The organism is Frankia sp. ACN1ag (assembly GCF_001414035.1).
GTDB lineage: Bacteria > Actinomycetota > Actinomycetes > Frankiales > Frankiaceae > Frankia > Frankia torreyi.
In genome coordinates, this window is the sequence record NZ_LJPA01000002.1 from 232953 (window position 1) to 253762 (window position 20810).

General features: G+C 73.3%; 13 protein-coding genes and 2 pseudogenes. 10 read left to right on the forward strand and 5 right to left on the reverse strand.

Annotated features, from left to right (window positions below; translation table 11 throughout):
* Positions 1-571 precede the first annotated feature (571 nt).
* The 4 genes and pseudogenes from metK to UK82_RS02445 all read left to right on the forward strand — a co-directional run.
* A pseudogene (gene metK, locus UK82_RS02430) lies at positions 572-1746 on the forward strand (methionine adenosyltransferase); the annotation flags it as partial.
* 384 nt (positions 1747-2130) lie between these two features.
* A complete protein-coding gene (locus UK82_RS02435; protein ID WP_055406168.1) occupies positions 2131-2583 on the forward strand; it encodes a DUF309 domain-containing protein in 453 nt (150 codons plus the stop codon).
* A 331-nt stretch (positions 2584-2914) separates the two neighbouring features.
* A complete protein-coding gene (locus UK82_RS02440; protein ID WP_044884497.1) occupies positions 2915-4108 on the forward strand; it encodes an acetyl-CoA C-acyltransferase in 1194 nt (397 codons plus the stop codon).
* 267 nt (positions 4109-4375) lie between these two features.
* Positions 4376-5011, forward strand: a complete 636-nt coding sequence (locus UK82_RS02445; protein ID WP_044884496.1) for a TetR/AcrR family transcriptional regulator — start codon at positions 4376-4378, stop codon at positions 5009-5011.
* Between the two features lie 43 nt (positions 5012-5054).
* Here UK82_RS02445 and UK82_RS02450 read toward each other — a convergent pair whose 3' ends face one another.
* The gene (locus UK82_RS02450; RefSeq protein ID WP_236705403.1) at positions 5055-5768 is read right to left on the reverse strand and encodes a DUF4232 domain-containing protein; all 714 of its coding nucleotides are present in this window, start codon (positions 5766-5768) and stop codon (positions 5055-5057) included.
* 637 nt (positions 5769-6405) lie between these two features.
* On the opposite strand from UK82_RS02450, the gene UK82_RS02455 reads away from it, so the two are divergent.
* Both UK82_RS02455 and UK82_RS02460 read left to right on the forward strand, forming a co-directional pair.
* Entirely contained in the window at positions 6406-7908 is a 1503-nt protein-coding gene (locus tag UK82_RS02455) for a hemolysin family protein (RefSeq protein ID WP_044884494.1), read from the forward strand.
* Entirely contained in the window at positions 7905-8972 is a 1068-nt protein-coding gene (locus tag UK82_RS02460; protein WP_044884493.1) for a hemolysin family protein, read from the forward strand. Before UK82_RS02455 ends, UK82_RS02460 begins: the two co-directional genes overlap by 4 nt.
* 72 nt (positions 8973-9044) lie before the next feature.
* Here the strand turns inward: UK82_RS02460 and UK82_RS02465 are convergent, their stop codons facing one another.
* The gene (locus UK82_RS02465; RefSeq protein ID WP_044884492.1) at positions 9045-9866 is read right to left on the reverse strand and encodes a class I SAM-dependent methyltransferase; all 822 of its coding nucleotides are present in this window, start codon (positions 9864-9866) and stop codon (positions 9045-9047) included.
* Between the two features lie 467 nt (positions 9867-10333).
* On the opposite strand from UK82_RS02465, the gene UK82_RS02470 reads away from it, so the two are divergent.
* From UK82_RS02470 to UK82_RS02475, 3 genes and pseudogenes are all read left to right on the forward strand, one after another.
* Positions 10334-12126, forward strand: a 1793-nt coding sequence (locus UK82_RS02470) for a substrate-binding domain-containing protein (protein ID WP_236705428.1), incomplete at its 3' end; no start/stop codon positions are given.
* Between the two features lies 1 nt (position 12127).
* Positions 12128-12580 (forward strand): annotated as a pseudogene (locus UK82_RS35125) (phosphate ABC transporter substrate-binding protein); the annotation flags it as partial.
* A 175-nt stretch (positions 12581-12755) separates the two neighbouring features.
* Positions 12756-15503: a WD40 repeat domain-containing serine/threonine protein kinase gene (locus UK82_RS02475; protein WP_055406170.1), complete on the forward strand. Its 2748-nt coding sequence runs from the start codon at positions 12756-12758 to the stop codon at positions 15501-15503.
* 18 nt (positions 15504-15521) lie between these two features.
* On the opposite strand, the gene UK82_RS02480 is transcribed toward UK82_RS02475, so the two are convergent.
* Together UK82_RS02480 and UK82_RS02485 are read right to left on the reverse strand one after the other, a co-directional pair.
* Positions 15522-16550, reverse strand: a complete 1029-nt coding sequence (locus UK82_RS02480) for a hypothetical protein (protein ID WP_055406171.1) — start codon at positions 16548-16550, stop codon at positions 15522-15524.
* A gap of 13 nt (positions 16551-16563) precedes the next feature.
* On the reverse strand, positions 16564-17103 hold the full coding sequence (locus UK82_RS02485; protein WP_055406172.1) for a hypothetical protein: 540 nt from the start codon (positions 17101-17103) through the stop codon (positions 16564-16566).
* A 209-nt stretch (positions 17104-17312) separates the two neighbouring features.
* On the opposite strand from UK82_RS02485, the gene UK82_RS02490 reads away from it, so the two are divergent.
* Positions 17313-17903, forward strand: coding sequence for a hypothetical protein (locus tag UK82_RS02490; RefSeq protein WP_152989787.1), 591 nt, complete (start codon positions 17313-17315; stop codon positions 17901-17903).
* Between the two features lie 130 nt (positions 17904-18033).
* Here UK82_RS02490 and UK82_RS02495 read toward each other — a convergent pair whose 3' ends face one another.
* Entirely contained in the window at positions 18034-20661 is a 2628-nt protein-coding gene (locus UK82_RS02495; RefSeq protein ID WP_044884488.1) for an Hsp70 family protein, read from the reverse strand.
* Between the last annotated feature and the right edge of the window lie 149 nt (positions 20662-20810).

Here is a 20810-nt window from a genome sequence, read left to right on the forward strand (position 1 = left end):
GTGAGACAAGGCACGCCCACGGCCAGGCACGGTTGACGCCGCTGCGGCGCCCGTGATGAGATCACCGCGTGCAGTGCTCGGCCGTCCTCGTCACGCGTGGTCACGTCGACTTCGCCCTCGTGAGCTCCGCCATCTGTACCGCGCGCTGAGCCGCGCGGGGGTCTCCCCGCCCCGGGCGGTGCACTCAGCGCGTTCCTGAGGTCCGTCGGTGTCCGGATGCCCCGCCGTCGCCGCGCGGGGCCGGTCACCCTCGCCGCGCGACTCCCTCGGCCAGCCCAGCTTCACATGAGCGTCCTCTCGCGGGCGCGATCCGTCCGGCCCCCGCGCCCCACCGTCCCCGGGGCCAGCCGGATGCCCTACTCGGACGAGGTTCGCCGGGCTGTCCGTTCATCCACATGGTCGGGCCGGCCGCTGATCGGCCGAAGCGGCCCGGCCACGCTCCACCGATCTCCCCGTGGCGGGCCCCGCAGTCCATCGGGCCCGACTCAGCCACGGCCAGCTCCTTTCTTCCCGCGATGCATCGAAACGAGGTCCCGCATGTCCCGCCGCCTGTTCACGTCGGAGTCCGTANCCGAGGGTCATCCCGACAAGCTGGCCGATCAGATCAGCGATGCCCTGCTCGACGCCTACCTGGCCGCCGACCCGAGCTCCCGGGTCGCGGTCGAGACGCTGCTGACCACGGGGCACGTCCACGTGGCCGGCGAGGTCACCAGCTCTGCCCACGTGGACGTGACCTCGGTGGTGCGGCGCACCCTCACCGAGATCGGCTACGACGCCGCGACGGGCTTCGACGGGGCCACCGTCGGCGTTCTGGTCTCGATCGGTGCGCAGTCCCCCGACATCGCCCAGGGCGTCGACCAGGCCTACGAGGCCCGGGTCGAGGGCGGCGAGGACGCGCTCGCCCAGCAGGGCGCCGGCGACCAGGGAATCATGTTCGGCTACGCCAGCGACGAGACGCCCGACCTGCTCCCACTGCCGATCACCCTGGCCCACCGGCTCGCTCAGCGGCTGTCCCAGGTTCGTCACGAGGGCGTGCTGCCCTACCTGCGCCCGGACGGCAAGACCCAGGTGACGATCGAGTACGACGAAGACGACCGGCCCGTGCGACTGGACACCGTCGTCGTCTCCGCGCACCACGCGGCGGACGTCGACCTCGCGACCCGCCTCATCCCGGACATCCGCGATCAGGTCATCGCGCCGGAGCTCAAGCGGCTGGCCGAGGAGAACCTCGGGCTGGAGGTGGACGGCTACCGGCTGCTCGTCAACCCGACCGGCCGGTTCGAGATCGGCGGGCCGATCGGTGACGCCGGCCTGACCGGCCGAAAGATCATCATCGACACCTACGGCGGGTACGCCCGCCACGGCGGCGGCGCCTTCTCCGGCAAGGACCCATCCAAGGTCGACCGGTCGGCCGCCTACGCGCTGCGCTGGGTAGCCAAGAACGTCGTCGCGGCGGGCCTGGCCCGCCGGGCGGAGCTGCAGGTCGCCTACGCGATCGGAAAGGCCGAGCCGGTGGGCCTGTTCATCGAGACCTTCGGCACCGAGACGGTGCCGGTGGCCGAGATCACTCGGGCCGTCACCGAGGTCTTCGACCTGCGGCCCGCGGCGATCATCCGCGACCTCGACCTGCTGCGGCCGATCTACCGCCAGACCGCGGCCTACGGTCACTTCGGCCGACCGCTGCCCGACTTCGCCTGGGAGCGCACGGACCGCGCCGACGCGCTGCGCGCCGCCGCCGGCCGCTGAGGCTGAGCGCCTGATCCTTCGCGCCTCGCACCCCCACCCGTAACCAGCACGACTCCTCCCGTGGCCCGTCCCGGCTCTCCCGCCGAGACGGGCCACGGCCGCACCGGCACCAGTCGGACGAGTGGTGAGCGCCACCCGGAACCATCGCGGGCGACAGAGTCCCACCGCCTGGTCACACTGACGGGGATGACCAGACCACGAGACCTCGGGCCGGTGCCCGCCAAGGCAGAGTCCACCAGGCCCACGCACCAGGGGCCCCGCCCGGATGGACCAGGCGCGGCCGCGGGCGAACGCGGCGGTGCCGAACCGCAACCGCCGTCGACCCGACCCGCCGAGCGCCCCCGCGACGCTCTCGGCCGGCCCCTACCGCACGGAGCGGCGGGCGTGGCGCCCCTGAGCCTGCCGAACCCGCTGCCCCCGGGCGCCGCGCTCGCCGCCGCCCAGCATCTGCTCGACACCGGCCGCCCCTTTCAGGCGCACGAGGCGCTCGAGGCTGCCTGGAAGGCCGCCGCGGACGACGAACGCGGTCTGTGGCGCGGGCTGACCCAACTGGCCGTGGGAATGACTCATCTCGCCCGCGGCAACGTCCGAGGTGGCGTGGCCGTGCTGGTTCGCGCGTCGGACAACCTGGCGCCCTACGCCGAGCACCCGCCGCACGACGTGGACATCGCCGGCCTGCGCGGGTGGATCGCCGACCGCGTCACCGCCGTGGAACGCGCGCATCCCCAGCCGCCCTGTGTCACGGGCGACCCACCCGGCTCGGCCGCCATCCCCGCCGGCGGAGACGTGTTCCCCGGCACCGCCACCGGTGACCGTCCGCCGCGGCTGGTCCGCTGAACGCTCACGCAGTGCTCACGGTCGCCCAGCCCGGCCCGGCGGCGGACCGGTCGCTCGCGCCACGCCGGCAGATATGGAATTGTCACTCCAATCTGCTTGTTGACCCATCAAGAGCAGGCTCGTAGCGTCGACTCGAACGATCGCCAGGCGGAACCCGGCACGACCCGCCCGGTGCGATCCTGGCCAGGGCGGCAGGACCGCGCACCTCGGAGCGGACCATGGCAGGGTCTACTTAGCGAGCGCTAGACAACCAAGCGAGCGCTGGACATCGGGTGGGCGACACGGGCAGCGCGGCGGATCGGTCCGCCACGCTGGTGACGAGGGAGATCCCATGGAAAACGCAGTCATCGTCGATGCGGTCCGGACGGCGTCGGGTCGCGGCAAGCCCGGGGGGGCGCTGTCCGAGACCCACCCGGTGGAGCTGCTGGCCACCGTGCTCAAGGCGCTGGTCACGCGCAACGACCTCGACCCCGCGCTGGTCGACGACGTGATCGCGGGCTGTGTCGGCCAGGTCGGCGAACAGTCGCTGAACATCGGTCGCACCGCGTTGCTGTCCGCGGGCTTCCCCGAGTCGGTGCCCGCCACGACCATCGACCGCCAGTGCGGGTCAAGCCAGCAGGCCGCCCACTTCGCCGCGCAGGGCGTCATCGCGGGGGCGTACGACGTCGTCATCGCCGGTGGGGTGGAGTCGATGAGCCGGGTGCCGATGGGTTCCGCGGTCATCGGCCAGGACCCCAACGGCCCGGGTTTCCGCGCCCGCTACCCGGAGGGCCTGGCCAACCAGGGCATCGGTGCCGAACTGATCGCCGCGCGCTGGAAGCTCAACCGCGAGGACCTGGACGCCTTCTCCGCCCGCTCGCACCAGCTCGCCGCGGCCTCGGCGGCGGCCGGCGACTTCGCGAACGAGATCGTCCCGGTGGAGATCACCCTGCCGGACGGCACAAAGACCCAGCACCTTGCCGACCAGACCGTCCGACCCACGACCACCTTCGAGGGCCTGCAGCAGCTCAAGCCCTCCTTCTACACCGAGGAGTGGGCGGCCCGCTTCCCGGAGATCACGTGGAGCATCACGCCGGGTAACTCGTCGCCGCTGACCGACGGCGCCTCCGCAGTGCTGATCATGAGCGAGACGAAGGCCAACGAGCTCGGCCTGCGGCCGCGGGCCAGGTTCCACACCTTCGCCCTGGCCGGCGACGACCCGCTGCTCATGCTGACCGCCCCCATCCCGGCGACCCGCAAGGCCCTCCAGCGGTCCGGGCTGTCCATCGACGACATCGACGCCTTCGAGGTGAACGAGGCATTCGCGCCGGTGCCCCTGGCCTGGGCCCGCGACACCGGGGCCGACCCGGCCAAGCTCAACCCGCGCGGCGGGGCGATCGCGCTCGGCCACGCCCTGGGCGGGTCGGGTACCCGCCTGCTCACCACCATGGTCAACTACCTGGAGGCGACCGGCGGCCGCTACGGCCTGCAGACGATGTGCGAGGGCGGCGGCATGGCCAACGCCACCATCATCGAGCGACTCTGACGTCCGAAACGGCTCTGACGTCCGAAACAGCTCGGGCGTCCGAACGGCTCTAACGTCCGGAGCGGCTCGGACGTCCGAAACGGCTCCGGCCGACCTGGTGACGCGGTGCCGTCGGCGGCTTGGCCCGTCGACGGCACCGGCTCGTCGATCGATCCGCCCCGAGGACGCGGGCTCGCGGCGGTTCGGTCACCCTGCGCACGGTCCGGATCCGCGCGTGGGACGGCCGGTCCACACTGGTCAGGACCAGCCACACCCGGGAGGCCCATCGTGACGGCAGGACCCGTGCTGGCGGCGGCGAACTGGCGCGAGTTCGCCCCGCCCCAGCTCACCCCGATCCTGCAGGGCGCGATGGAGGCCCTCTACGAGCACGGCTACCACGGCACGACGGTGCGGGACATCGCGCGCCGTGCCGGCGTCACCGTGCCCGCGCTCTACTACCACTACGCCAACAAGCAGGGCATCCTCGTGGCGCTGTTGGACCTGGGGATCGAGGATGCGCTCGGCCGGGCCCGCGCCGCGCTCGCCGAGGTGGGCGAGAGCGCGCCCGCCCGTGCCCGCTTCGTCGCGTTCGTCGAGTCGATGACGCTCTTCATGGCGCACCGGGTGCGGATGGCCGTCCTCGACTCCGAGCTGCGTTACCTGGAGCCGGCCAACCGCCGCGGTTACGCTGCCAAGCGCAAGGAGCTCGAGACCCTGCTGCTCGACATCCTCGTCGACGGCAACAGCAGTGGGGTGTTCCGGATGACCAGCCCCGCGGACACCTCCCGAGCGCTGCTCGGCATGCTGCGTTCGATCACCGGCTGGTACCACCCGGACGGGCCACTCACGCCGACGGAGATCAGCAGGCGTTATGTCGACATCGCCCTGAGCACCGTGGGAGCGGCCGACCCGGCCGCCGGCTGACCACCGCCCTCGGTGGGTGCGGCGGCGGTCAGCCGATGACGCGTCAGCGGGTGAAGGCGGTCACCGACAACTGCTGCACGGCCGGACTGCTGCACGCCGAGACATCGGACAGCGCCAGCCGCAGGGCCGTCGTGTTCGCCGGAGGGAAGATCCGCAAGGCGGCGACGGGTGTCCTCTGCGCCGGCTCGTCGCAGCCCTCCTGGATGCCGGGATGCACGGTGCGCAGGGTCGCTCTGGCCGAGGCGCCGGGGGCCAGCCGGACGACCTGGCCCGCCGGACCCGACCGAACCGCGGCCGCGCCGACCTGACGGCCCGCGGCGTCGAGGTAGGAGACGCCGGGGAAGCCGCGCAGCACGCAGGACGTGGTGCCGGCGTTGGTCAGCACCAGGTGTTCGTACGTGCTGCCGGCCGCGCCCTCACCGTCAGCGGAGCGCACCGCCAGCCGGGCGGTGGGGCACAGCCCGCCAGCCGGCGCGGTGACACTCCCGGCCGGCGTCCTCGACGCCGAGGCCGCCGCGCCGGCACCGGTCGTCCCCGCAGCGCCCAGCTCAGCCGCGGTCTGGGCAGCCGGCCCGCGCGTGCCCGGCGTCGTCGGGGCGGGCATCGTCGGGGCAGGCGTCGTCGGGGCAGGCGTCGTCAGGGCAGGCGACCATCCGGCTGGCGGACCACCGCGAGGCGCGGTCACCGTGGCGGGGGCCTTCCCGCCCGCGGAGCTCCCAGCGCAGCCGGCGGCCAGCAGCAGGGTCACCGCCGCCACGAGGAGCGCCGCCCGCGACGCGGGCGCCGGCGTCGGCCGCGAACCTGGTTCCCCCGGGCGGGGAGGCCGGGATGCCATGCGGTCGGCCGGGAGCGCGGGCGCCCGATCGGGCCGGACGGGTATCGGCACGGACCGTGTCTGAAGCCGATGCATGGCGACCTCCTAGTCCGACGGCTGGGTGGCAGCACCCGGCGACGACACCCACCTTCTTCCCGCTGTCACCCTCCGTGACACTCGAGGAATTCGTGCGTGTCGGACCCGAGCCACTTCCTCCCATCCTGGCAATCACCCGGGCCCGCGACCGGCCTTTCCAGTCCGCCGTTCGTGGCCGACCGCCCGTGGACCCGGCGACGGTCGTGGCGGATCGTGGCCGAGCGATGGGGTCTTGGTCGACACGCGGTCCCCGGGACCACACAGTGATCTACTACCGAACGCCCCCTGAGGTCTGGACCGTCCGGCGACGACAGGTCATCGTGAAACGGACGGGCTGCCCGGCGCGTTGAACCCGCGTGACGCGGGTAAGGCCAGCGCACCGGGCCGACCCGGACCGACCGGAAGGGATCATGAAGGACTCCGACGACGCCGGATGTAGTTCCGGCCGGCCCACGCGTGGAGAAGCGCCCGCGGGGGTCGACCGATGATCGAGGCGCTTCTGCTGGTGCTGGGCCTGGCGCTCGTCGCCATCTGCGGGGTCTTCGTGGCCGCAGAGTTCGCTCTCGTCACCGCCGACCGGCCGTCGGTGCAGCGGGCCGCCGACCGGGGCGAGCGGGGTGCCCGGGGTGTGCTCGCCGCCCTGCGCGGGCTGTCCACCCAACTGTCCGGCGCCCAGCTCGGGATCACGGTCACGAACCTGGCGATCGGTTTCCTGACCGAGCCCGCCATCGCCGAGCTGCTGCGCGGGCCGCTGACCTCGCTCGGTGCCTCCGACGGGCTGGCCGGCGCCTTGTCCGTGGTGGTCGCGATGGTGCTCGCCACCGCCGTGACGATGGTGTTCGGCGAACTCGTCCCCAAGAACCTGGCGCTGGCTCATCCGCTTGGTACGGCCAAGGCGGTGCAGGGGCCGCAGCGGATGTTCACCCGGGCCACCGGGCTGCTGATCCGCTTCCTGAACGCGACCGCGAACGCCGTGCTGCGCCGGCTTGGCATCTCTCCGCAGGAGGAGCTGGCCTCGGCCCGCTCCGCCCAGGAACTGTTCTCGCTGGTGGGGCGGTCCGCCGAGCACGGCACCCTGTCGCAGGAGACGGCGACGCTGGTGCAGCGCTCGTTGCTGTTCGGTGACCGGACCGCCGAGGACGTGATGACCCCACGGATGCGGATGCGCACGGTGCACGCCGATGAGCCGATCAGTGAGGTCATCACCCTCACTCGGCGAACCGGCCACTCCCGGTTCCCGGTGCTCGGCGCGGACAGCGACGACGTCGTGGGAGTGATCCACATCAAGAACGCGGTCGGCGTCCCCGAGGACGACCGGGAGGACACACCGGTGCGTGACGTCATGGTCGCGCCGGTCACGGTCCCCTCCACACTCCTGCTGGAGCCGCTGCTGGAGACGCTGCGGGCCGGCGGGCTGCAGATGGCCATCGTCGTCGACGAGTTCGGCGGCACGGACGGTCTGGTCACCGCCGAGGATCTGATCGAGGAGATCGTCGGCGACGTCGTCGACGAACACGATCGGGTCTCCCCCCGGGCCCTGCGCCGTCACGACGGTAGCTGGCTGTTGTCCGGCCTGCTTCGTCCGGAGGAGGCGAGCAACGTCACCGGGATCGCGATCCCGACCGACGACACGTACCAGACGCTCGGCGGTCTGGTGGCCCGCGCGCTGGGCCGCATCCCCCGGGCGGGGGACGCGGCGGCCGTCGAGGGGGTCCGCTACACCGTCGAGCGGATGGACGGCCGGCGGGTGGACCGGATCCGGCTGGAGCCGGTGGCCCCGCGAGGGGTCACCATGGCGGACGACCCGGCTGCGACGCACCGGCCCACGGGGACGCGGGATCGCGATCGGTCAGGGGGGCACCGCGAGCGGTCCACCGGCCCGCGCGAGCGTGGCGGCGGGTCCGGCTCCCGGACGCACGGCGACGGATCACGCCAGCCGGCCGCGGGCGGCGCGCCCGAGGCGCTCGGGCGGGCGGCGCAACGATGAGCGGCCTGCTGGCGATCGCCGCCACGATCCTGCTGCTGGTGCTCAACGCGCTGTTCGTCGGCGCCGAGTTCGCGCTGATCTCCGCCCGGCGGACGAGCATCGAGCCGATGGCGCAGGCCGGTTCCCGGCTGGCGAGGATCACCCTCGGCGCGATGGAGAACGTGTCACTGATGCTCGCCGGCGCGCAGCTCGGCGTCACCGTCTGCACCCTCGGGCTGGGCGCGCTCGGCGAGCCGGCGATCGCGGACCTGATGCACGGCCCCTTCGAGGCGGCCGGGCTGCCCTCGGCGCTGCTGCACCCGGTGTCCTTCGCGATCGCGCTGGCCCTGGTGACCTTCCTGCACGTGGTCGTCGGGGAGATGGTGCCCAAGAACATCGCGCTCGCCATGCCGGATCGGGCCGTGCTGCTGCTGGCTCCGCTGCTGGTCGGCGTCGTCCGGCTGGGCAAGCCGGTGATCATGCTGCTGAACGCGGTGGCGGGCATGTCGCTGCGCGTCGTCGGCGTCGAGCCTAAGGACGAGGTGGCCAGCGTCTTCACCCGCGACGAGGTGGCCGGCCTCATCGAGGAGTCGCACCGGGAGGGCCTGCTCGCCGAGGACGAGCACGAGCTGCTGACGGGAGCCCTGTCGTTCGAGGAGCGCACGGCGCGCGCCGTGCTGCTCGCGCCGGACGGGCTGGTCACGGTCCCGCCGACGATCACTCCGCGGCAGGTCGAGCGGCTCGCCGCGCGCACCGGGTTCACCCGTTTCCCCGTGCAGGACGGCGGCGACGAGATGACCGGCTACCTGCATCTGAAGGACGTGTTGGAGACCCGCCCGGAGCGGCGGTCGAGCCCGGTGGCGGCGAAGTGGATCCGGCCGCTGGCGCATGTCGGCGCCGAGGACAGCCTGCGCACGGCCCTCGCGACGATGCAGCAGTCGGGCGCCCATCTCGCCCGGGTCACCGACGCCCAGGGCTCGGTGCTGGGACTCGTCGCGCTGGAGGACATCCTCGAGGAACTGGTTGGCAAGATCCGCGACGACGCGGTCCGCGGCGGTCACCGGCCCGAGCACCAGCCCGCCTGATGGGAGGCTCCGCGGGCGGGTCAGGACCGCCGCAGGTCAGGACCCCGCCGCAGGTCAGGACCCCGCCGCAGGTCAGGACCGCCGTGAGCCACGGGCCACGATGACGGCCATCGAGGGCGCCCACCAGTAGCTGCAGTCCGCGGGTGGGCGCAGGCCGTCGACGATCTCGACCGCGAACGTGCGGAAGTGGCGCAACAGCGCGCGCTGGTGTCGCCGGGAGACCGAGTCGATCTCGTTGGAGTAGTAGGTGAACGCGCCGCCGTCGGTCAGGGCCGCCGCGGCCGGCGCGAAGAAGTGCTCGGCGAAGGTCGCGTCACGCATGACGTACTCGTCGACCTCGGTCTCGTCCATGGGATAGGTGTCGAACAGGATGCCGTCGAACCGGCCGAGCCCGGCGAGCACGTCCTGCCAGCGCCCGATGACGATCTCCACGCCACGCCGGCCGTCGGCTCGCGCCCACTGCTCGGCGACCGCGGCGGTCTGCGGGTTCGCCTCCACGATGACGTGGTGGGCGGGCCCGATCTCCTGCACGAATCCGGCGGACAGCCCGAGACCGAAACCGATCTCCAGCACCACTCCCCCCGGCCTCGTGACCGCCTGCGCGAGGGCCCGCATCAGCGGCGCCTCCCAGGTCTGCATCACCTCCTGGCCGGAGACGAGCAGGGTGCCGTCGACCACCGCGGGCGAGGCCGCGTCGATGGCGGTGTCGATGCGCGGGCGGGCGGCGCCCGGCACCATGGCTTCGGCCGCCTCGTCCAGCGCGCCGAGATCGGCGACGAACTCGTCCAGGGCCCGGTCCAGCAGGAACTGGCGAGGCTCGGCGGACATCGGGGCAAGCAGGGACTGCGCGGTCGGGTTCAGCGTCACCTCGAACTTCGCGGCACGGCGGAGCACGCGGCCTCCCGGGTCAGGGCGCGCCGGGTGCGGCCCGGCATCCGATTCGTATCGTAGAGCGATCAATCCCCCGCTACCGGCGATCCGCCGAGTGTGGACGGTTATGATCGTGCCACGCTTCGGCGCAGACGGGGGATTGTGCCGGGGTAAGCAGAACGGGCACCTCGGGGGAACGCGTGCGATACCAGCTCGGCATCAGTCCCGGCGTCGACGTCACCACGGCCGCCATCGCGGAGAACGGCTGGCCGTCCGCCATCGCCGTCGAGGGCGAACCGCAGATCCCGACCGTGCTCCATCTCGCCGCCGACGGCTCGGTGCGCGTCGGGCGCTCAGCCGTCCGGCTGCGAGCCAGCCAGCCGGAGCGGACCGCCGACGGCTTCGTGCACTGGCTCGGCGACTCGACGCCGATCCTCGTCGGCGGGATCGGCTACACCGCCTCGGCACTGCTCGCCCGCTTCCTCGACGCGATGATCCGCACAGCCACCGCCCAGCGCGGTGAACCGCCGGAGCTGGTCGTCGTGACCAGCCCGGCGACCTGGCCGGCGCGCCGGCAGGAGGGGCTCGCGGACGCGATCGCCCGCCTGGAGACCACCACGCCGGTCGTCGCCCGCAGCTCCACGGAGGCGATGGCCGCCCTGTTCTCGCAGACCACTCCCGTGGCCGACGGGCGCGGCGCGGCGACCTACCAGCTCGGGTCGCACTGGTTCGAGGCGGCGGTGTTCACCGCGACGGCCGGCGGCTACGTGCCCGTAGGTTCCCCGGTCGGGCTCGCCGACGTGTCGACCTCGATGCTTGACGACCTGCTCTACGCCCACGTCGCCGGGCTGGTCGGCGACGCGGGCGAGCGTCTGCGCGGCGGCCCGCGGGCGTCGGCCGACGGCGCCCGCCTCGGCGCGGCCTGCGCCGAGGCCCGGGAGGTCCTGACCGAGGAGACGTTCGCCGACGTCGCCGTGCCCACCGGCGACACGACCACCGTCGTTCAGGTCAGCCGGGACGACTACGAGTCGCTCGTCCGGCCGTTGCTCGATGACTCGGTCCGCGTGCTGGCCCGGGCGGTGCGCGCCGCGGCGAGCGACACCGGCGCGCTCGGCCTGCTCGCGGTCTACGGTCCGGGTGCGCGAATACCACTGGTCAGCCGGTTGCTCGGCGAGCACTTTCCGGACGTGGGCCGGCTGGAGATCCGCCACGACGGCGAGTTCGCCCTCGGGGCGGCGCTGCTCGCCGCGCGCGACGCCGTGGCCGAGCCGGCGAGCTCGGAGACAGTCCTGCTCGGCCCGGCCGCCTTCGCGACAACCCCGCCGCCAAGCGTGCCGCCCGTCGTCGGGCACACCCCGCCACCGAGGGCGGAGTCGTCGGGTCCGGCCGACCGGCGGGCCGCCGGCGGCGCGTCCCACGGGTCGATGCCCGGGGGTGCGTCGGCGGCCGGGGGTGCCTTGATGGGTGCCGCGGCCGCGGCCGGGGCCGCGGGCGATCCGGGTTCGCCGGATCCGGCCGCGCAGGGCGCCCGGGCGGGTTCCGGCACCCCGACAGCGCCGGCCGGCCCGCGCGGGATCGCGGCCGCGGCGTCGGGTGAGGGCGCCCAGGCGTCCGCGGCCGGCGGACGTCGGCGCTGGTCGGCGGGCGGTCGGCCGAGGCGCCGGCTCCTGGCGGGCGTGCTGGCGCTGGTCGTGTTCATCGCCGGAAGCGTCACTCTCGGCCTGGTTCTGACCGGCGGGGGCGACGGCACCTCGGTGACCGCTGCCGCACCGCCCCGCTCGACGGTTGATCAGCATCCCCAGCTACCCGCCGACACGATGCGCGCGGCCGAACGGGCGGCCGGGATCGCGGGCGGGGCGGGCGCCGGCGGAGCAGGCGCCGGCGGCGGCGCCGTCGATCCCAATGCAGTGATCACGACGGGTTCGGCGGAGGTGGCCGCGATCACCGGAACGGCGTACAGCCTGTTCCGCGAGTCGGCGAAGGGCGTCACCGTCCGCGTCGGCAGCACCGACACGGACGACGGCTTCCAGAAGGTCTGCGCCGGCCAGGCAGACATCGTCGGGGCCTCCTACGCGCTGCCCGACAAGGCCTGCGGGACCCGGGTCGCCGGCTTCGAGATCGCCCACCACCTGCTGCCGATCGTGGTGAGCAGGCAGAACACCTGGGCGCAGTGCCTGACCACGGCCCAGGTCGGCCGCATCTGGGCGCGGGACTCAACGGTGACCAACTGGAACCAGGTCGATCCGAGCTTCCCGAACGTTCCGCTGTCCCCCATCGGCCCCGCNGCGTCGACCGTCCACGCCAAGGTGTTCCTCGCCAGCATGACCGGCAGCTCGACGAACACCCGTGCCTACGAGACCCGGGAACTCGACGAGATCCCAGCCCGGGTCGACGGCGACCGCGGTGCCATCGCCTTCATGGATTACTCGAACTTCCTGACGACGAACCGGGCGGTGCGCGCCATCAAGCTCGACTCCGGCCGCGGTTGCGTCGAGCCGAACGCGCTCACCGCCGGCACCGGCATGTACATGCCGCTGTGCAAGCCGCTGTACCTGTACGCGAACAAGGCATCGCTGCGCAAGCCGGCGGTGGCCGCCTTCCTGCGGTACTACCTGCAGAACCAGAAGGAGATCACGTCCCAGGCGCACTACATCGCCCGCGACGACGCCACGGTGCGTGACAACATCGCCATCGTGCAGAACCTGACGGCCGGCGTTCCGGCCGTGAAACCGGCGTAGCCGTCCAGAGGGCGGCTCACCGGTCGCGAACACGTCAATGTTGGTCTGATCCGGAGACACTGCACTACATCATCACCTGGTATGAACATGGAGTCAGACGGACGCTGAGGTCGGCGTGCCGTGATTGCGGGGCGGGGCATGCGGGGCCGAGGCGGCCCCGCGGGAGTGGGGCACGGTGACGGGGACGACACCACCGCCGTTGTCCGGGAACACGGCGCGCCCGCTGCAGCCCGAGGATCCCCGCCGCCTCGGCACCTACCAGGTGATCGGCCGACTCGGCCAGGGTGGGATGGGCACGGTGTTCCTCGGCCGGGCCCCCGACGGCACCGCGGTGGCCATCAAGGTGATCCGGCCGGAACTCGCACAGCGCCCCGAGTTCCGTGCCCGGTTCGCCCGGGAGGCCGAAAGCGCGCGCCGGGTGCGCCGGTTCACCACAGCGGCCGTGCTCGACGCCGACCCCCACGGCCCGCAGCCGTATCTCGTGACCGAGTTCGTCGAGGGCCCGACGCTGTCCCGGCACGTCTCGGTCCGGGGGCCGATGCGGCCCGCCGACCTCGAGCAGCTCGCCGTCAGCGTCACCACCGCGCTGAGTGCCATCCACGCCGCCGGGATCGTGCACCGGGACCTCACCCCCGGCAACGTGCTGCTGTCCCCGGTCGGCCCGAAGGTGATCGACTTCGGGCTGGCCCGCGAGTTCAATGCCGACACCGAGCTCAGCCGGAACGTGCGCCAGGCCATCGGGACGCCCGGCTACATGTCGCCCGAGCAGATTCTCGACGCGCCGATCACCTCGGCGGTCGACGTCTTCTCCTGGGGTGCGGTCATGGTCTTCGCCGCCACCGGCCAGCCGCCGTTCGGCACCGGCCGGATGGAGGCGATCCTCTACCGGATCATCAACGAGCCGCCTCGGCTCGACGGCGTCAGCGGGGAACTGCGTGGCCTCATCGAGGTCGCGATGGCGAAGAACCCCGAGGCGCGCCCGAGCGCGGAGGAGCTGCGCACGGCACTGATCGGCGGTGGGGCGCTGCCCGCTCGACCGGCGCCGGAGGCAACGCCGGACGAGCCCGCCGAGAACTCCGCCGCCCAGCCCCGGCGATGGGGTCGGCGTGGCCGTGGCGCCGCAGCCCCGAGCCCGGCAGCGCCACCACCCGGCACAGCGGGTCCCGGAGGCGCTACGGGGCGCATCGCGGGGGCAGGGTTCACCGGCTCGGTGGGGGCACCCGCGTCCGGCGGATCGGTTCCGCCCGCCACGGGACCGGGCGGGGAGGCCACGGTCTCCGCGACCGCCTCGTGGGGCGGCCGCCCCGGCACGGCGGTGCCGCCGTACGCGGCCGGCGGTGGTCCACCGGCCGCGGCGATGCCGGCGACCCAGATGTCGCCGGCGCCGCTGGCCTTCCCGCCCCCGGTCTCACCTCGGACCCCACCGCCCGGCGGGTCGCCGGGCTCGGCACCACCTCGGGTCGGCTCCCCTGGCCCGGCGACCGGTGCGGGTGAGCCGGCGACGCCGTCCCTTCCGCCAGGCGGATCCGTCCCACCAGGCGGATCCGTCTCGCTGCCGGCACAGGGACCGGGCAGCGCAGCCACGACGCCGGGTGGTCCGCCGGACAGCGCGCCGCCTACCCGGCGCCGGCGCCGACCCCGCGCGCTTGTGCTCGCCGGCGCCCTGGTGGTCCTGCTCGCCGCCGCGGTGGCGATTCCGGTCATCGTCCTGGGCGGCGGCGGCGGGCCGGGCGCCGCGAGCCCGGCCGAGCGAGCGGCCGCGTCGACGCGGCTGGCCACCGACGCCGCCGCACGTCGCGCCCAGGATCCGCAGCTCGCCGCACGGCTCAGCCTCGCGGCCTACACGCTCGCCCCGACCACCGCGGCCCGGGACGCGCTGATCGCCTCGTTCGCGCAGTCGACCGCGACACGGGTGCCCGCCGGCGCGTCGGCGTACTCCGACCTCGCGCTCAGCCCGGATGGCACGACACTCGCCGGCACCGACGACGCCGGCCGGCTACACCTGTGGCGCCTCGACGACGCCGGCCGGCCGACCGTCGCCGCGCAGGGCTCGGCCGACGACCACGCGAGCGGGGTGATCTTCGACAACGGCGGCCGGACGCTGGCGACCGGCGGGGCCACCGACGCCGGCCGGCTGTGGGACGTCAGCGACCCGGCGAGGCCGCGTCCGCTCGGCGCGCTCGGCACCCAGTCGACTCCGGTGCACCGCCTGGCCCTGTCCACCAAGGCTCATCTGCTCGCCACGGCCGGCGTCGACTGGTCGGTCGGGCTGTGGGACATCACCGACCCCGCCCGGCCCACCTCCCTGCAACTGCTGATCGGGCGGTCCGGACCGGTGACGGGGGTGGCGCTGCGCCCCGACGGGGCCGTGCTCGCCATCGCCGGGGTGGGCGGCACCGTCCAGCTCTGGAACGTGCGCGACCCGCGCCACCCCACGCAGATGGGCTCGGTGCCGGGCCACACCGGCGCCGTCAACACGGTGGCGTTCAGCCCGGACGGCACGCTGCTGGCCACCGGGGGCGACGACCAGAACCTGCAGGTGTCCGACGTCGCCGACCCGAACCATCCGCGAGTCGCGAAGCGCCTGCCCGGCCACGCCGCGCCCGTGACCACCGTCGCCTTCGCCGCCGGCGACCAGTTGCTGAGCGCGGACAGCGCAGGCAGCGTCGCGTACTCGAATCTCGCCGTTTCCGCGCCCGCGCTCATCCCCATGGGCACCGTGGACTCGCCGGTGCGGGCGATGAGCGCGACCGCCGCGGGGAGCGTCGCGCTGACCACCGACAGGGGCACGATCCTGCTCGGGACGCTGGACCCGCAGCGGCTGCGGCAGGGCGCCTGCGCGAAGCCGGGGGCGGCACCGAGCCGGGCGGAGTGGAGCCGATTCGTCCCCGGCGTCCCCTGGTCCGACGCCTGCGCGAGCTGATCACCTGCCGACCGCGGATCAGGAGGCCGACCGGCGTCGGCGCCACCGGCGCGCGAGCATGACCAGCATTCCGACGCCGAACAGCGACCCGCCGGTGACGATCGCGGACGTGACCGCGACCCGGCGGGTGGAGGCGCCACTCACTCGGACCCGTTCGGAGGCGCCGCGACGGTCAGGGAAACGGATCACCGCCGTGGCGGTCCGCTCGACCAGCCCGCTGTGCAGTGTCACCGTCGCGGTCCACGGGCCCGCCGGCATCTGCCCGTCGAGTGCGAACGAGACCGGGCTGACCTCCCCAGGGGCGATCGTCGTTCCGAGGTTCGCCCGGAACGGTCCGGCCTGCAGGCCACCCGGACCCTTGGTCAACGTCAGCTCGCCGGACATGTCCAACGCCCGACCACCGGTGTTGTGGATCTCGGTACCGACTGCCAGTCGCCCGTCGAGCAGACGGCTCGCGGTGAGTGCGGCGATGGTGAAGCCGGCGGCGGGCGGGCCGCCGGGGCCGATGTCCAGGTACATCCGGATCCCGACCCGGTTGACCATCTGGAAGCCGCTGCCCTTCGGCGCCGCGCTGCCCGCCTGCGCCCAGAGCACGCCGTAGTGCTCGCCCGGCGAGGCGTCCCGGGGTACGGCGACAGTCACCACGGCCTTCTCCCGGGAGTGCGCGCCGACCTCGATCGCGCTCCGGTCCAGGCTGACCCAGGTGGTCAGCTCGTTGGGCTTGCGCCCCTCGGCGAAGTGGAACGAGCTTTCACCGAGGCTCGCGGCCCCCGGGTACAGCTCGATCCGCATCGGGGCTTCGGTGTTGTTCACGACCTCCACCTGGCGGCGCATCGTGGTGCCCGGGTTGAGGTGATCGACGATGTACTGCCTGGCCCGGGGATCCTTCCACAGCGACGCGGTGACCTCGACCAGCCTGATCCCGAACGTCCCGTCGGAGTTGACGGTCCCGTTGCGGGGCGCGGCCGACACGGCAGGAATGGTGGTGGCCGGGATGAGCATCCCGGCCACCACCGCGAGGGCACCGAAGAGGGTGCCTCTGTTCATCCCGTAGCCCCGATCACGGCACCGTGGAGTGGGTGATCGTGGCGGTGTAGTTGGTACCGGCGACGGCGGTGGGCGGAATGTCCACCGTCAGCGTCGGGTTCCATGACGCCGAGTTGATGCCGGGGCCGCCGGTGGCCGTCACCGTCGGGACCGCGACGAATTCGCCGGTGAAGTTGGCGTCGTTTGCGGTTCCCGTGTTGTTCACGCGGGTGACCGTGCCCGGCGAGTAGTGGATGTTCGCGACGGGAATCGGGGCGATGCCGGAACCCACCGGCGCGTTGAAGTTGGTGGTGGACACGCTGGCCACCCAGGAGGGCGCTTCGGTGCCCTCGGTGTCGGTGACCGTGACGAGCCCGAGGGGACCCGACACGGGCGTCGTCCCGATCGCGCCGGTCAGGGTGGCGGTGGCCGGAGCCGTGATGTTCACGGCCCCTCCGGTGAGGGTCAGGGTCACCACGGTGTCGGCGGTCGCGGCATTGGCCGGTAGCGCCGAGCCGAGAAGGGCGGCCGCCGCGGCGGCTGCGCTCAGAAGAAACAGCGATGACTTACGCAACGTAACTACTCCCCTGTGTGAGGCCGGAGCGCCCCTGCTGCGGTATCGAGAGATGTGATCCGCCGGGCACGCAGCGAAAGCTATCACCCTAGGTAGCGAACGAACACACACAGCAACAGTCGCGTGTCTCGACGGCCTTCCCCGGCCACCGCTCGCCCCCGCCCCCGCCGGACTCGTCCCGTCCGGCCCCGAGGTCCAGACCCACCCTCGTGCGTCGTGGTAGCAAGGCCAGCATCGTGCTGCGGATGCGGTCAGGAGTCGTCGAGATGCGGTGCAACCTCCCCGGCCTCGGGCGGACTACAGGCAGGCTTTCGGCATTCACGGTCCTCGTGATCCTGCTGGTCACCTGGTCCGGCAGTCCGGCCCAGGCGACGCTGACCATCACCGCTCCCGCTACGGCGAACCTCGGTTCGCACGCGATCGGCGACGACCCGCTCAGCGTCCAACTGGCGACGACGACCGTCACCAGCACCGCTCTGGTCGGCGCCTGGACGGCCACCGTGACCTCGACGAACTGCACGACCGGGACCGGCGCGTCCGACGAGACGATCCCCCGGGCGTCGCTGATCTACTGGTCCGGCCCCGCCACCGCCACGACCGGCCTGCCATCCCTGGTCAGCCCCGGCCAGCCCACCGCGACGAGTGCCGTGACGCTGGCCGCCTCCCGCACCGCCTTCTCCGCCACCACGATGGATCTCGACACGAGCACCGTCTCGTGGGAACCGACACTCACCGTGGCCGTTCCCACGAACGTGATCGTCGGCACCTACACCTGCACCGTCACCCACTCCGTCGCCTGAGAGTCCGTGATCTGAGAGTCCGTGACCTGAGAGCCGGCAGGCTCGCCGCACCGTGCGACCGCCCGGCCGGCGTCCCCCACCCTGCCACGCAGATCAACCGGCCCGCACACGCTGCGGGCCGGTCGCCTGGTCAGGCGGGTACCGGTCCCACCCCCGTCGTCAGCTTCTCCAGCCTGGCGACGTTCTCCCCGACCGTGTCGTCGCTGCGCGGCACGTAGTGCGCGTCGAAGGCGATCTTGCGACCGTTCTCCAGGAAGTAGCGCAGGAAGGCGGCGGTCGCCGGCCGACGCAGCGCGTCGGTGCGGGCGTAGACGAACAGCGGCTTGCACAGCGGCAGGTAAAGCCCGGTGCCGACGGCCACCGCGGTCGGCGCGACGCACCCCTCGCCGTTGTTGATCTCCACTCCGCGCAGCCTGGCGCCGAACGTCTCGTAGGTGGGGTAATCCAGGAAACCGATGGCCGACCGGTCGCCGGCGACGTCGTTGGCGACCCCGCTCAGGTCCACCTGCCGGTAGGCGCGGGAGCGGTCACTGGCGTCACTGATGGTCGCGTTGAAGACCTCCGCCTGCACCGAGTCGTGGGGCGGGCCGACGAACGCGATCGGTTCGTCCGGGAACGAGCTGTCGATCTGGCTCCAGCGGGTCACCGACGAGTCGGCGCCCCAGATCTGCTTGACCTGCTTGAGGCTGAGGCAGTGCAGCCAGGTGTTCTGTGGATTGACCACGATCGGCAGGGTGTGGTGCGCGACCTCGAACCCGACGACCTGCTTCGCGCATCCGGGATCCTTGACGATTCCCGGGGTGAGCTCGAAGGAGGCGTCGGCGAGTTCGGCCTTGCCGCTGCACAGGGCCGCGAAACCGTCCTCGGTGCTGGTCGCCTCGATGTTGACGGTGACGTTGCGCTGGGTCTGGCGGAACTCGTTGTAGGCGGTCTCGGTGATGGGGGCGACCTCGGAGGAGCCCGCGACCCGCACGAGGTTCGTGGCGGCCGGCGGCTCGGAGGTGGGACTGGACGACGGTGGAATCGGATCCGTGGTCGGGAAGGCTCCCCCGACGGCGGCCACGGAGTCCCCGCCCGAACCCGAGTCGCGCCCCGTGAGCACGACTCCGGCGGTCGTCCCGATGGCGACGAACAGGACGGCGATGATCGCCGCGGCCACCATGACCCGACGGGACCCGAAGATCCCGCCGCCGCCTCCCTGCGTGGCGCGATGCGACCCCCCGGCGTCCGCGGCGGCGCCCACGGGCGCACCCGCTGCGTCCGCGGGGAGCAGTCCGGTCTCGTCGGCGCTCGCGGCCGCGGCATAGGCACCGGGGGCCGCGCCCGGCTGGCCGAGCGCACCACCGCCGCCCCCACCCGGCAGGCCGGCGGCGCCATGACCGCGACCGGCGTCCGGTGTGAGCACGGTGGCCTCGCCGAAACCGGGTGAACCGCCCGCCGCCCCGTAGGGGCCCGGAGTCCCGCCGTCCGACGATCCGGCGGCGACCGCCGCCCCGCCCTCGCCGGCTGCCCCGCCGGCACCGGCCCCCGGCGGCGGCGTCCCGCCCCCGGAGAGGAACGGCGGCAGCGACGTGAGGCTGGAGGCGTCCGGCGGGCGGATGACCGCGGTGACGTCGTACGGCTCCTCGATGGCCCCGGCGCCCGCCGCTCCCACGGCACCGAACACCGCCCCACCGGCCCGGGCGGAACGATCGGCGAGGTCGGCGGCGATCAGTGCCGCGCCCATCGCCACGTCCGCGTCCGCGCGGTGCTCGATCCGGCCGATTTCCGGGAAGGCGGCACGCAGCCGGCGCGCCACCAGCGGCAGATGCGCCACCCCACCGGACATCAGGATGCGAGAAAGGTCGGCGGGGTCCGCCGGCACCGAGCGCAACGCCCGCCGGAAGGTCTCGACGGTGTCGTCGACGGTCGGGCCGGCGAGCGTCTCCAGCTCGCCGCGGGTCAGCGTGACCGAGGCGTCGATGCCGGGCAGCTCCACCGCCAGGTCGACCTCGTCCTCCTCGGCGAGGACCTCCTTGGCCTGCGCGGCCTCGCGGCGCAGGCGGGCGAGCGCGACACGGGTGGCGGCGTCGGCCCGGTCGAGGTGCGCGGGCGCGATGCCGGCCACGGCCAGCACCCGGTCCACCAGCAGCTCGTCGAGATCGAGGCCGGCGCCGTGACGCAGCCCCGCCGGCGCGCCGACGAGCTGGAACCCGAACGGCGAGAAGGACAGGACCGCGGCGTCAAGGAAGCCCGCGCCGAGGTCGTACCAGCCGACGAGGTCGACCGTCTGGGTCACCGAGCTGCGGGCGAGCAGCGTCCCCATCGCGTCGGCCGCGGGCAGGGCCACGACCGGCAGCTCCAGCCCGGAGAGCTGGGTGATCGCGTCGGTGAAGGTCTCCCGCCGGCCCGGGGACCAGAACGTCGGGAAGGTCACCACCACCTGGTCCGGGAGCCCGCCGAGCTGATCAACGGCCAGGCCGACGAGATGGGCGACCAGCCGGCCAAGCAGACCCTCGCGGCTGTAGGCGGCGCCGCCGAGCAGGATCGGGCCGCCGTCGCCGAGCCGGCGTAGCAGATCGGTCGCCGACCGGGCCGGATCGGCCTGGGCGCGCCGGGCCGCCGCGCGGGCGAACTGCAGACCGCCGCCCGGTGGCGCGAACACCACCGACGGCAGCCGCCGCTGCCCGCCGAGTTCGAGCACGCGGGGCCAGCCGCCGTCCGTGACCGCAACGATCGTGTTCGCGGATCCGACATCGATACCGAGCTGATAACTCACCGCGACTCCCGAAAACCACACGATCACCGAGGCACCCCGGGGCTCCTGGACCGCCCCCGACCGCCGGAGCTCTCGCCCCTCTAGATGGTGCGATCATCGTAGACGCTTGACCAGGCAATCTTCGTGTCCGGTGCAAGACAGCGAGGAAC

Coding starts and splice junctions, on each gene's coding strand:
- UK82_RS02460 (WP_044884493.1), top strand. CDS start 7,905: ATGAGCGGCCTGCTGGCGATCGCCGCCACGATCCTGCTGCTGGTGCTC.
- UK82_RS02480 (WP_055406171.1), bottom strand. CDS start 16,550: ATGAACAGAGGCACCCTCTTCGGTGCCCTCGCGGTGGTGGCCGGGATG.
- UK82_RS02455 (WP_044884494.1), top strand. CDS start 6,406: ATGATCGAGGCGCTTCTGCTGGTGCTGGGCCTGGCGCTCGTCGCCATC.
- UK82_RS02440 (WP_044884497.1), top strand. CDS start 2,915: ATGGAAAACGCAGTCATCGTCGATGCGGTCCGGACGGCGTCGGGTCGC.